Origin of the sequence: Streptomyces sp. x-19 (assembly GCF_046549115.1) — a bacterium.
In the GTDB taxonomy this organism is placed as follows: Bacteria; Actinomycetota; Actinomycetes; order Streptomycetales; family Streptomycetaceae; genus Streptomyces; species Streptomyces albulus_C.
The window spans coordinates 518,662-531,315 of the sequence record NZ_JAJPWK010000005.1 but is presented as its reverse complement, the minus strand read 5'-3'; the positions used below and the strand labels follow the sequence as shown (position 1 = coordinate 531,315).

At 70.7% G+C, this 12,654-nt stretch carries 10 protein-coding genes; 1 reads left to right on the top strand and 9 read right to left on the bottom strand.

Annotation, left to right across the window (positions count from 1 at the left end):
• Positions 1-61: 61 nt before the first annotated feature.
• From ACLJT4_RS16975 to ACLJT4_RS16950, 6 genes are all read right to left on the bottom strand, one after another.
• On the bottom strand, positions 62-1,471 hold the full coding sequence (locus ACLJT4_RS16975; RefSeq protein WP_411123157.1) for an MFS transporter: 1,410 nt from the start codon (positions 1,469-1,471) through the stop codon (positions 62-64).
• 159 nt (positions 1,472-1,630) lie between these two features.
• Positions 1,631-2,755 (bottom strand): acyl-CoA dehydrogenase family protein, encoded by a 1,125-nt coding sequence (locus ACLJT4_RS16970; RefSeq protein WP_411123156.1) that lies wholly within the window; start codon positions 2,753-2,755, stop codon positions 1,631-1,633.
• Between the two features lies 1 nt (position 2,756).
• Positions 2,757-3,590, bottom strand: a complete 834-nt coding sequence (locus ACLJT4_RS16965) for an enoyl-CoA hydratase/isomerase family protein (RefSeq protein ID WP_411123155.1) — start codon at positions 3,588-3,590, stop codon at positions 2,757-2,759.
• A complete protein-coding gene (locus ACLJT4_RS16960) occupies positions 3,587-4,534 on the bottom strand; it encodes an acyl-CoA dehydrogenase family protein (protein ID WP_411123154.1) in 948 nt (315 codons plus the stop codon). The genes ACLJT4_RS16965 and ACLJT4_RS16960 overlap by 4 nt, the downstream gene beginning before the upstream one ends.
• Positions 4,531-5,460, bottom strand: coding sequence for an acyl-CoA dehydrogenase family protein (locus ACLJT4_RS16955; protein ID WP_411123153.1), 930 nt, complete (start codon positions 5,458-5,460; stop codon positions 4,531-4,533). The genes ACLJT4_RS16960 and ACLJT4_RS16955 overlap by 4 nt, the downstream gene beginning before the upstream one ends.
• 2 nt (positions 5,461-5,462) lie before the next feature.
• The gene (locus ACLJT4_RS16950; protein ID WP_411123152.1) at positions 5,463-6,605 is read right to left on the bottom strand and encodes an acyl-CoA dehydrogenase family protein; all 1,143 of its coding nucleotides are present in this window, start codon (positions 6,603-6,605) and stop codon (positions 5,463-5,465) included.
• 408 nt (positions 6,606-7,013) lie between these two features.
• Between ACLJT4_RS16950 and ACLJT4_RS16945 the strand changes: the two genes are divergently transcribed.
• Positions 7,014-8,552 (top strand): class I adenylate-forming enzyme family protein, encoded by a 1,539-nt coding sequence (locus ACLJT4_RS16945; RefSeq protein ID WP_411123151.1) that lies wholly within the window; start codon positions 7,014-7,016, stop codon positions 8,550-8,552.
• A 91-nt stretch (positions 8,553-8,643) separates the two neighbouring features.
• On the opposite strand, the gene ACLJT4_RS16940 is transcribed toward ACLJT4_RS16945, so the two are convergent.
• The 3 genes from ACLJT4_RS16940 to ACLJT4_RS16930 all read right to left on the bottom strand — a co-directional run bounded on the left by ACLJT4_RS16940 (position 8,644) and on the right by ACLJT4_RS16930 (position 12,372).
• Complete coding sequence (locus ACLJT4_RS16940) at positions 8,644-9,699, bottom strand: SMP-30/gluconolactonase/LRE family protein (RefSeq protein ID WP_411123150.1); 1,056 nt, start codon at positions 9,697-9,699, stop codon at positions 8,644-8,646.
• Positions 9,700-9,872: 173 nt separating this feature from the next.
• Entirely contained in the window at positions 9,873-11,471 is a 1,599-nt protein-coding gene (locus tag ACLJT4_RS16935; protein ID WP_411123149.1) for an AMP-binding protein, read from the bottom strand.
• 22 nt (positions 11,472-11,493) lie between these two features.
• Positions 11,494-12,372 carry a cyclase family protein gene (locus ACLJT4_RS16930; RefSeq protein ID WP_411123148.1) on the bottom strand — a complete coding sequence of 293 codons (879 nt, stop codon included), beginning with the start codon at positions 12,370-12,372 and terminating at the stop codon, positions 11,494-11,496.
• Positions 12,373-12,654 lie beyond the last annotated feature (282 nt).

Sequence of the window (12,654 nt, the reverse complement as noted above, 5' to 3'; positions counted from 1 at the left end):
CGGTCGGGCCAACGCCGACACTCGTCCCCGCGCGCACCATCACCCGGTCAGGCGCGGACGCTCATTGGGGTGCGGGCGTGTCCTTGCTCCGAACCGTGGCGACCGGGTCCTCGGACAGGTCCCGGCCGCGGGTTTCGGCGGTGCGCCAGATGGCGAGGGCCGTGATCAGGCCGCAGACCATGGCCAGGACGGCGAGGGGGGTGCTGGAGATGCTGCCCGAAGCAGAGAGGCGGCTGCTCGCGAAGAGCGGGGTGAAGCCGCCGCCGATCAGTGCGGCCAGTTGGTAGCCCATGGAGGCTCCGGTGTAGCGGACCTGGGTGCCGAACATCTCGGACAGCAGCGGTCCCAGCGGTGCGTACATCGCGTTCTGCACCACCTGTCCGAGCACCATGCCGAGGATCAGCAGGGGGACGGAGCCCGTGTTGATCAGGGCGTAGATCGGGAAGGCCAGCAGCACGATGCCCGCGGCGCCCCCGAGCGACACCGCCCGGCGCCCCAGGCGGTCCGACAGCGCGGAGAAGCACGGTATGGCCACCAGCCCGGTGAGTGCGGTGGCCGTGAGGCCGGACATCACGTCGGACGTGTCGTACCCGACGGACTTGGCGTAGGTGAGCATGAAGGTGCCGATCAGCGCCGTCAGGGCGAAGGGGCCGATGCCGACCGCGCAGGCGAGGAGCAGGACCCGCGGGGCGCGCAGCACCTGTGCCAGGGGAATGCGGCGTGGTGCCGCCGCGGCCTGCTGTTTGCGGGCCCGTGCCTCCTGCTGGAACAGCGGGCTCTCCGTGACGCTCAGGCGCACGTACAGGCCGATGCCGAGCAGCACCGCGCTGAACAGGAACGGGATGCGCCAGCCCCACGCCAGGAACCGGTCCTGGGGAAGGAGAGCGGTCACGCTGACCGCGAGGCTGGACAGCAGGAATCCGATCGGCGACCCCATCTGCATCACGCCGTTCCACAAGCCGCGGCGTCGTGCGTCGGCATGCTCGACGACCATCAGCGTGGCGCCGCCCCATTCACCGCCGATGGCGATGCCCTGGACGATGCGGAACAGGATGAGCAGCGCGGGCGCCGCGACGCCGAGGGTCGCGTACGTGGGCAGCAGTCCGATCAGACAGCTCGCCACGCCCATGAGGAGCATCGTCACGACGAGCATGGTCTTGCGTCCGAGGCGGTCACCGAAGTGCCCGAAGACCACGCCGCCGACGGGCCGGGCGACGTAGCCGGCGGCCAGTGTCCCGAACGCGGCGATGGTGCCGACCGTGGGGTTCGACTCGGGGAAGAACAACGGGCCGAAGACCAGGGCGGCCATCGTGCCGTAGAGCAGGAAGTCGTAGTACTCGATGACGGTGCCGAGCAGGCTCGACAGGGCGACCTTGCGCAGCAGGGCGGTGTCCGGTGCCGTGGGTGGTGTCCCGGAGCCGCCGGCTCTCTCCGGGCTCTGCGGGGACGACGGGGAGGGTGCAGCGGGCATGCCTGACTCCCTTGAGCGTGCGGGATGTTGCGGGTGGGTGAGCGAGGAGCGGTTGCCGTGGTGGGCAGGGCTCGTTCTCCCCGGTGGTCGCGGGAGAGCGTCCGTCACCTGGGCGGTACCGGGCGCAGGCTTCCGGGGACCGGCACCGGTGTGACGGGCTCAGCCCTTGCTTTCCAGGCCGAACGCCTGTCGTGCGATGAGTCCGCGCATCACTTCCGAGGTGCCGCCGCCGACGGTTTCCAGGATCGCCTGCCGCCACATGAACTCGACGTCGCTGTCTTTGATCAGCGCCTCGTCCGATCCGAACTCCATGGCCGAACGCGCGATCTCCTGGGCGAGCAGGGTGCCGGCGAGTTTGTGGTAGGCCGCCGGGACCGCCGAGGGCTGACCGCTGATGATCTCGTCGAGCAGCGCCAGCGCCAGCGCCTCGACCTCCGCCACCTGCACGGCGAGGCCGGTCAGCCGCCGGCGGACGACGGGATCGCGGCTCAGGCCCGCCTTCTCCACCCAGGCGACGAGGTCCTGGAGGTCCCTGCGCAGCCGCTTCGGCGGGAACTGGACGTGCCGTTCGACGGCGAGCGCGGAGGCGACGACCTGCCATCCGTCGTTCTCGGCGCCGACGCGGTTCTCGACCGGTACCCGGACCCCGTCGAACCGGACCTCGTTCAGGCGGCCGCCGTCATGGGTCGGGATCGGGGAGATCGAGACGCCGGGGTGGTCCAGGGGAACGATCAGGACGCTGAGTCCGCGCGATCTGCTCTCCTGGGCTCCGGTCCGGCAGAGCAGCCAGATGGCGTCGGCCCAGTGGGCGTTGGACGTCCAGCACTTGGCGCCGTTGATCTCGTAGGTGTCATGGACCAGGGTCGCCCGGGTGCGCACGGCCGCCAGGTCGGAACCGGCATCCGGTTCCGAGTAGCCGAGCGCGAAGTTGACCTCCCCGAGCCGGAGTCCGGGGAGGAGGCGTTCGCACTGCTCGGCCGTGCCGTGGGTCATGAGCGCCTTGGCGACGAGGCCCGGACCCATCGGTGGCCGGGCGACCCGCGCGTAGGCCATCTCGTCCCACAGGATGAACTCGTAGGCGGGGGACAGCCCGCTGCCGCCGAACTCCTTGGGCCAGGACAGCGACAGCCAACCGCGTTCCCCGAGCGCCCGGTAGACCCTCCGCACGCCCTCCCCCGTGCTCTCGCCGCGGTGGAAGTAGCCGTCCGTTCCCTGGTAGTCGGCCAGGAACGCGAGCACTTCGCCGCGGAACGCCTCCTCCTCGGGGGTGAATCCGAAGTCCATGTCAGTCGTCCTTGCCGGCCGCGGTGGTCCACTTCGGTTCGCGCCCCTCGCTGAAGGCCCGGGGGCCTTCCTGCGCGTCGGGGTGCGCCCAGTGCATCCGCAGGAGCGCCCATCCGTACTCGCACGCCTGGGCATAGCCCATCTCCAGCGACCCCCAGATCGCCTGCTGCGAGAGCGACACCGCGGCCGGCGAGTTCTTGGCGATGCACCGGGCCATGTCGTCGGCCGTTTCCATGAGGTGTTCGGGGGCGACGAGTTCGTCCACCAGTCCCAGCTGGTACGCGCGCGCCGCGGGCATCCGGTAGCCCTTGCCCATCAGGGTCATCCGCAGCGCGGAGCCCAGCGGCAGGCGCTTGGCGAGACCGATGTTCTCCATCGCCCCGACCAGGCCGACGTTGACGTGGGTGTCCATGAAACTCGCCTGCTCCGAGGCGACCACGATGTCGGCGTCGACCACGAAGTGCAGCCCGGCGCCGGCCGCCAGGCCGTTGGCCGCGCAGATGACCGGCTTCCATACCCGGTTCTGCCGCGGCGACCAGAAGACCTCGTCGGTCAGGGGCCCGGTGCCGGTGCTCATGCCGCCCCGGTCGGCGACGGCGTTCACGTCCGCGCCGGTGCACAGGTGCCGTTCGCCGGCGCCGGTGATGATGGCCGCACGGATCCACGGATCGTCGCGGACCTCGCTCCATACGGCCTTCATCTGCGGCATCATCGTTCCGGTCAGGGAGTTTCCCTTGTGCGGTCGGTTGAGCGTGATGTAGGCGACGTGTTCGCGCTTCTCGAAGAGCACCTCCGGTTCTTGGACGTCCGCCGCCCGCTGCTGGTCCTGCGTCATTCCCGACCACCCTCCGCATACATCGCCAGTACCTGTTCGCCTGTGTGGTGCGCGTGCGACGGCACCATCGAGAGTTGCCTGATGCGCTGCGCGACGTGGCCGACGGGACCCTCCACGGAGTAGCCCATGGCGCCGTGCGTCTGATGGGAGACGAAGGCCGCTTCCATGGCGGCTCTCGACGCGGACAGCCGCGCGGCGGACGCGAGGGCGGAGCCCTGGTGGTGACCCTGGTCGATGGCCCGCGCGGCGACCTTGATGAGCTTCTCCGCGGCCTCCAGTCCGAGGCCGGCGTTCACGAGCGGATGCGCGACGGCTTGGAAGGTGCCGAGGGCCCGGCCGAACTGGACCCGGGTGCGCGCATGCTCGACCGCGGCGTCCAGTACCCGCCTGCCCGCGCCCCACAGGTACCCCGCCAGCGTCATGTGGGCGAGGTCCGTCGCCTCCCGGACGCCGTCCAGCGGGAGGACCCGCTCCAGTGCGACGCGTCCCCACGGCTCGTTGCCCAGGGTCTCCTCCGGGGTCACCGCACCGGCCGGCCGCGCGAGCCAGGCCCGCTCGCCGTCCGTCTCGACGAACACCTCAGCCAGCGGCGACCAGGGCATCAGCGGTGGGCATCCCCACGACACCAGGCGCTCGCCGGCGGCGACGGGGGGCGTGCACGCGGACGGCAGCGTACGTGCCGCGAAGACGGTCCCGGTCAACGGCCCGGGGGCGAAGGCGCGTCCCAGTTCCATGGCGACGGCGGCGACCTCACCCGCTCCGCCCCCCTCACCGGGCACGGCCAACGACAGCACCCCGAGGTCGGCCAGCCCGCGCCAGAAGGGCCAGGGAAACGACCCCGGTCCCGAACGTTGCACTTCTTCGGTGCACTTGGCCGCGCAGTAGCGCCGGACGGACCTGGCGAGCGCTTCCTGATCCGGGGTGAACGCGACGGGTTCGCTCATGCCGCTGCGACTCCCCAACGCGAGGTCACCACGGCACGCCGATGGGCGCGCAGGCCGCCGAGTTCGGCGCGGAGCGCCTGGAGGCGCAGCGTCCAGAGGTGGAGGTCGTGTTCCCGGGTCAGTCCGACCGCGCCCGTGATCTGATGCGTTTCCCGCGTCAGCCGGTGCAGTGCGGCCATCGTGTGCGCAGCGGCGACCGCCGACGACTCCGCGGTGGCGCCCCGGAACGCCGCCTCGTAGGTGAGCCAGCGCGCCCCTTCGAGGAGCACGCTCAATTCGGCGAGGCGATGCTGCAACGCCTGCAGCGAACCGAGGGCACGGCCGAACACCGTGCGGTCCTTCGTGTACGCGACGGTGAGGTCGAAGGCCCGCTGCATCATCCCGAGCGCCTCGGCCGACACCCCGACACGCCACCACCGCACCATGGTCCCCGCCGTCCCGGGGGCGAGCTCCTCCGCACGGCGCGGCACCACGCGGGCCAGCGGATGGCCGTATGCGGACGGAACCGGCTCCGCTTCGTCCGGACTCAGCTCGGCGGCAGCGCACCGGTCGGTGCCGGCGGTGAGGATCTGCCTGGCTTCGCCGCCGTACCGTACGGGGCCCGACCGTTCGTGGTCGGCCAGGACGACCGGCCCCTCGGGCACCGGCAGCCCGAGCGCGGGCAGCACGAGCAGATGCGGTACCGGCGTGATCGCACCGAGCTCGGCACCGATCCGTTCGACCGCCAGGGTGGCTTCGAGCGGGCCCGCGCCACTGTCACCGAACAGGTCGAGGAATCCCGCCGCGCGCAGCTCGGATTCGAGCTCGTGGTCGTACGCCCCGCGGACGGCGAGCTGTCGGCTGCGCTGGGTGCCGGCGTGCCGGCTCAGCAGGGTGCCCAGTGCGTCCAGGAGCGCGCGTTGGGTGTCCGATGGTTCGAAATCCACGTCTATTCCTTCGGCAGCTTCAGGATCAGGCGGCTGATCAGGTTGAGCTGGACTTCGTAGCTCCCGGCGGCGATGCCGGCGCCGAGCGAGTTGCGGAACTGCGCGTCGCCGGGCGACTGTTCGACCAGGGCTTCGCTTCCCATGACGTCGAGCGCGAGGTCGCCGACCGCTCGCTCGGCCTGCACCATCGCCGCGCGGGCCTGATAGGCCATCGGCGAGGGTTCCTTCGCCTTGGCCCGCTCGTCGATGACGCGGTGGACCAGGACACGGGCGGCTTCGCAGCGGGCCCTCGCGTGGCCGAACTGCTCCTGTACGCCGGGGTCCGTGAGCAGGCCGGCCGCTCGGCACCAGTCGGCCAGCCCGTCGAGGACCCGGGCGGCGCGGGCGTACCGCGGGGCGCCGACCCGCTCGTAGGCGAGCGTCCGGCGGACGATGTCCCAGCCCTTGTTCTCCTCGCCGAGCAGGCAGCTCCCGGGAACCCTGACGTCCGTGAGGAACAGCTCGTTGAAGGAGTGCGCGCCGACGAACCCGTCGATCCGCCGGACTTCGACGCCCGGCGTGCTCAGCGGCAGCAGGAAGACGGAGATGCCGTTCCGCCCGTCCGACACGGAGCCGGTGCGTGCGAGGAGGAAGCAGTAGTCGGCCTCGTTCGCGTACGACGTCCAGATCTTCTGGCCGTTGAGGACGTAGCCCTCGCCCTCGCGCACCGCGCGGGTTCGCAGGGCCGCGAGGTCGGTGCCGGCCTCCGGTTCGGAGAAGCCCTGGCACCAGAAGACCTCTCCTCGGGCGATGGGCGGCAGCAGCGCCTCCTTCTGTTCTTCGGTGCCGTACTTGATGAGGGAGGGGCCGACCCAGTTCACGTTCATGTACTGCGGGCCGCGGGGCTCTCCCCGTTTCCACATCTCCTCGCCGAGCACGAAGTGCTGCCAGGCCCCTTGTCCGCCGCCGCCGTACTCCTTCGGCCAGTGCGGGGTGAGCCACCCCCTGGCTGCCAGGGTGCGCACGAAGTCCCTTGAGAAGTCGGTGTACACCGCGCTGCCGAGACCGTGCTCGGAGCGGTTCCACCCCTCGGCCAGTTCGCGGTCAAGAAAGCCGACGAGGTCGCTGCGAAACGCCGCGTCCGCCTCGCTCAGAGCGAACTCCATCAGTCCCTCCCCGTGGGGGTCGTGCGCCTCCCGCGCCACACCTTCGGGAGCGAGCGCATCCCGTGGTGCCACGTCGGTCGCCCCCATCGGAGGAGCAAGGCGCCCTCAAAAAAGAGTACACTTTATTAGGTTGGCGGCAAGACCCCTCACCTCAAACGGAGGGCGCCGCAGCATCTACCCTCCCGCCTCGACAGTCGGTAACGTCGCAGCAGTAAGCAGGCGTTACGAGGAGAAGTCGGCGGAACCGGCCCGAGCCCGGAGGCGATCCCGACACACGCCAGAGCCGGAGCCCAGCGCCAACTGGCCACTTGAGGACAAGAAGATGCCACTCAATTGCCGTTTTGGCCGATGGCTTGAAGGGAACTCCTCGCGCTGACTGCGCCCGTTGACGACCAAGGGAGCACCTTCGTGGCTGACGTACTGACACTGCCGAACTGGCTGCGCTCGATCGGCACCGCTCCGCACGGGGCGCATCGTCGAGCGCTGCGTGACGACTCCGGAGAACTGACCTTCGCCGAGCTGGTCGACGCGATGGATGCCGTCGCCGTCGGACTGCGGCGCGCGGGCCTGCACACCGGAGACCGCGTCGTGACGGCCATGGAGCCGTCGATACCGCACACCGTGGTCATCCTCGGCGCCCTGGCCGCCGGCCTGGTGGCCGCACCGCTCAATGACCGCCTGACCGGGCCGGAAGCACGCGCCTACCTCGCCACGCTCCGCCCGAGCGCCGTGATCGCGGACCCCGCCCACGCCTCCCTCGCACAGGAGACGGGCTGTCGGGTCATCGAACTGCCGGCCGCCGCCGACCGCTTGCCCATCGCGGACCGGACGACCCCGCTGGGGAGCCGTGGCGGGCCGCTCGCGCCCCCGGCGGAGGACGCCCCGGCCCTCGTCTTCGCCACCGGCGGCACGACCGGAATGCCGAAGGGCGTGTGCCACACCCATCTCAGCCTGTGGCTCTGGCTGAACACCTGCGCCCACGGGAATCCGCGCACGATCACCGACGTCGAGCTGTTCTTCTCCCCGTTCTTCCACATCACGCTGGGAACGAACCTGTTGGCGCCCCTGTTCGCGGGCGGGGAGGTCTGGATCCAGCGGCGGTTCGACGCCGGCTCCGCGCTCGCCGCCATCGACCGCGGTGCCAGCCGCCTGATGGGTGCGCCGACGATGTTCACCGCGCTCCGCCGCCATCCCGCCTTCGCCACGACCCGCCGCGAGAACGTCAAGGCGATCCGCTTCGGGTCCGCGCCGTCCACCGACGGCTTCGTGCGCGGCCTGCTGCGCGACTTCCCCAACGCGCGGATCCGGGCGGGGTTCGGCGCCACCGAATTCGGCTCGGTGATGGGATTCGACCACGAAGACCTCCTGGCCGACCGGTTCACCGGTGTGGGCCGGCCGCTGCCCGGCGCGATCGTCCGCATCCTCGACGAGGAAGGCCGCGACGTGCCCGCGGGCGTCGTCGGCGACCTCGTGGTCGCCTGCCCGTGGCAGGCCCGTGGGTACTACGGGTTGCCCAAGGAGACCGAGGAGACGTTCCGGGCCGACGGCGTGCACATCGGCGACCGTGCCTCACGGACGGAGGACGGCTGGGTGTTCATCGTCGGCCGTACGAAGGACGTCATCATCAGCGGCGGTGAGAACGTCTACCCGCGGGAGGTGGAGGAGGTGATCCTCCGACACCCGGGGGTCGCCGACGCCGTGGTGTACGGGCTGCCCGACGAGCACTGGGGGGAGCGCGTCGAAGCCGGCATCGTGACCGTCCAGGACGCGACGGTCGACCTGGCGGAGCTGCGGGCCTTCTGCCGGGCGGACCTGGCCGGTTACAAGATCCCCAAGAACCTGCGGCTGCTCGACGCGATCCCGCTCACCCCGAACAACAAGCCCGACCGGCGGAGGGTGCGCGCGGAGGCCCTGGCCGAGACCGCGGGCAGCGGCGCCGAGGCGTAACGCATCGCACCCGGCCCGCGGTGCATCGCCTCCCGGCGCGGTCGGCGACGTGTGCACCGTCACCGGCCGCGCGGGAAGGGGCGAGGATTGCTCAGGCGCCTTTGCCGCCGGGCTGCGGGAGCCCCGGCGCGAGGGCGCGGAACGTGTAGAGGTAACCGCCGTTGTCACCGCCGACGGTGACGTACGCCTCGGTCGTGCCCGGCTTGATCACCAGGTTGCTCACGAGGGGTTCCGGCTTGGGCTGCTGCGGTATGCGGATCGTGGCGATCAGGTCTCCGGTCTGGTTCCAGACGAGGATCTTCCCGGAGCCGAGCACCACCTGGTACACGTTGCCGGCGGAGTCGACGGAGTTGGAGTCGAAGCCGCCGCGACCGACGTTGGCGGACATTCCCACGCTGCCCGTGGTGAAGCTCTTGCCGTCGGGCGCCAGCGTGAAGAAGTTCTCCCGGCCGAGGTTGTACTCGCCCACCCACAGGCCGGAGAAGTCCGGAGTGAACGAGATGCCGTTGGGACTGGACAGTCCGTCTTGCAGGACGATCGGTTCGGTGCCGCGGGCGTCGAGACGCACCACCCGGCCGTCCGGGTTCTTGAGCGAGCCCTGGTAGTCGGTGATGTACATGTCGCCCGCCTTGTTGAAGGCGATGTCGTCCGGCACCATCGCCCGGCCGTCCACCGGCCCCGAGAAGACGGTCGTGAAGCCCGAGCCGTCGGGGTCGAGCCGATCGATCTTCCCGTTGTCGTAGTCGGTGACGTACATCTTCCCGTCGGCCGGACTGAACTGCAGGGACGAGAAGCGGCTCGTGGCGTCGGTGTAGAGCGGCGTGACGGCCTTCGTCCGGGGGTCGAACCGGAGGATCTTGGGCTTTCCGGCCGGAGCGGTGAAGTCGACGAAGTACAGCTGGCCGTCGGGCCCGAAGGCGGGCCCCTCCAGCACGGTCGCGTGCCCGAACGCCGACGGCGGATCCAGCGGCGCCACCTTGGCGACCTGAGTCGCCCGGATGACGCCCGGCGACGCATCCTGCCCCGCGTCCGAGGCGGGGACCCGGCTGTCGGTCGCCCTAGCGGCGGTCGTGGCCACCGGGCCGCCGACTACCAGGGCCACCATCGCGGCGGCCGCGAGCGCGAGCCCTCTCCTGCTCTTGGTCATGTCTTCTCCCGATCCACTGTTCTTGATCATGGTTGTTCCGGCCCGCGACCCGGCTCCGAGATCTCGGACGACGCCACGGACCGGGCGAAAGGGGGCTGGCCGACCGGGCCGGATCCGGTCGCGACCGGGGCGAGCCCGGCGGCGCCGCCGGCGGGTCCGGCGCGGCATCGCCCCTACGAGACGTCCGGCACGTCTCCGGCAGGGGGCCGATCGAGCGCGACGTGCGGGGACCGCTGCCGCAACAGGCTCTTCTGGATCTTTCCCGTCGACGTCTTGGGCAGTTCGCAGAAGACCACTCGACGGGGTGCCTTGAACCCCGCGATCCTGGCCCGCACGAAGGTGACCAGCTCCGCTTCGGTGACCGATACGTCGGCCCGGAGCGTGACGTAAGCGATCGGCACCTCACCCCATTTCGGGTGCGGTGTGCCGACGACCGCGGCCTCCAACACCGCCGGGTGCTCCGCGAGCGCGCTCTCCACCTCGACGCTGGTGACGTTCTCCCCGCCGGAGATGATGACGTCCTTGGCCCTGTCGCGGAGCTCGACGTAGCCGTCCGGGTGCATGACGCCCAGGTCGCCGGAACGGAACCAGCCGTCGGTGGTCGCCGCGGCCGCGGTCGCCTCCTCGTCGCGGTAGTAGCCGAGCATCACGTCATTGCCGCGCAGCACGATCTCGCCCAGCGTGCTGCCGTCGGCCGGCACGTCGGCGCCGTGGGGATCCACCACCCGCAGCGGTTCGGCGATGACGTTCGCGATGCCCTGCCGCGCCATCAGCGGTGCGCGCCGTGCGGCCGGCAGGTCCCGCCACTCGGGCTGCTCGTCGCAGACGACGGCCGGGCCGAACGTCTCGGTGAGTCCGTAGAGATGACGGATCTCGATGCCGAGCGCGCTCATCCTGGTGAGCAGTGCCGGCCAGGGCGGCGCGCCCCCGACGAACGCCCGTACCGGATGGGGGGCCGGTGCCGCCGCGGCGGGGTCGTCGGCCAGCATGGCCAGCACGGTGGGTGCGGCACAGAAGTGGGTGACTCCGCTCTCGCGGATGGCCCGCCAGACGTCCGGCGGGTGCACCTTGCGCAGGCAGTGGTGCACCGCCCCGGCCGCGGTCACCGCCCACGGGAAGCACCAGCCGTTCGTGTGGAACATCGGCAGCGTCCACAGGAAGCGTGCCGACGTGTCCAGCCTGGCGTGGTAGGCCATCGCCAACGCCTGGAGGTAGGCGCCACGGTGGTGGTACATCACTCCCTTCGGCCGTCCGGTCGTCCCACTGGTGTAGTTGATCGACAGCAGCGACCTCTCGTCGGTGACCGCCACCGCCCGCGGGGTGGCGTCCGCCAACAGGGACTCGTACGCGTCGTGCGGCCGCCCCGAGTCGATCACCGCGGGTCGGACCTCGCTGAGCGCCAGCGCCTCGGTCAGCACGGTGCGGCAGGCGGCGTCCACGATCACCACGACGGGAGCACTGTGGTCGAGGATGTAGGCGATCTCGGTGGGCGCCAGCCGGGTGTTGAGGGCCACGAGGACCGCACCGGCCAGCGGCACTCCGTAGTGCGCCTCCAGCAACACGTGGGTGTTGGGGGCCAGCACCGCGACCCGGTCCCCCGGCCGCACTCCGTGCCCGGCCAGCACGCCGGCCAGCGCCTGCGCGCGTTGCCAGAGCTCGGCGTAGGAGTACCGCAGCTCGCCGTCGACGACCGCGAGGCGGTCGGCGAACACCTTGGCGGCGCGCGCGGCGAACGCCACCGGAGTCAGTTCGGAGAAGACCATCCCGGGCATCTCGGTGCGCCTCCTCGTCCGGTCACGCCACGGCGATCGGTCGGAGCGGCGAGCCGGTGCCGCCCCGGATGGTCAGCGGCAGGCCCACGAAGAGGAAGCTGGACACCCCGTCGGCCGCCAGGCCCTCGCAGTTGACCCACTCCATGATGTGGATCCCCTGCTCATGGAGCAGGTACAGGTGCACCGGGAGTTGGTTGCCGGGCACCGTCGACGGCCTGGCCTCGAAGGACATGGTGTCCGCGCCCACGTAGCGGGCGCCCTGCGACACCAGCCACTGCGCCCCGTCCAGTGCCACGCCGCTGCCGCCGCTGCGCTCGCGGATCAGATCGACATCGGGCCAGAACTTCATCTGGCCCGTCCGCACCAGCACGACGTCCCCCTGCTCGACCCTCACCTCGGCGGCTTCCGCGGCCTGCCGCAGGTGCCGTTCACCGATCGCGAAGTGGGGCGGCAGGACCTCCAGGCCGAGCGCGCCGGCGACGTCCAGCAGAACGCCCCGTCCGAAGAGGGGAGCCAACTCCGAGGCGTCCCCGCTTTCGGCACCGTAGTCGCCCAGTGCCTCGTTCGCCGATACGCCGCCGTGCCATTCGTCGTTCGCCCCGCACGTCACGTGGCACAGTGCGTCGATGTGGGTCCCGGTGTGCAGGCTTCCCGACATGAGCTCGGAGACGTAGCCGAGTTGGACCTCGTTCCCCTCGGGGTCGTCGAACGGGAATCGCCGTGCGGCGCGCTGGCCCTGCGGCGAGTTGTAGGTGAGGACCTCGAAACGCGGATAGCCGTCGAACGTCGGCATGTGGCGCCACCAACCCGAGGACAGGTCGTACACCGCGCCCTTGGTGGGGATGCCCAGGGTGCGGAGCACGTCGTCTGCGCGGTGGTGCGGCCCGGTCTGCGAGTTCATGAGGACGTCCCTTTCGCGAGTTGCCGGAGAGGTGGCGGCTGCGCCAGCGACCCCGACGTCACTGCGCTCCGCGCATCCCGTTCCGCTCAGCCTGAGTTCAGTTCAGCACGAGTTCAGTGTACTCATTACTCGATCACGAGGTCCAGCCCGAAGTGAATGGAGCGCAACTCGGCACGTGGAGCGTCAGATCACCGGCAGGCCAGGCACCTACACCCTTCCCCTCCGAACAAAGAGTGCACTTTTTACCTGACCCCCTTTCCTTCTGCCCTCTCTCTTCCTTCT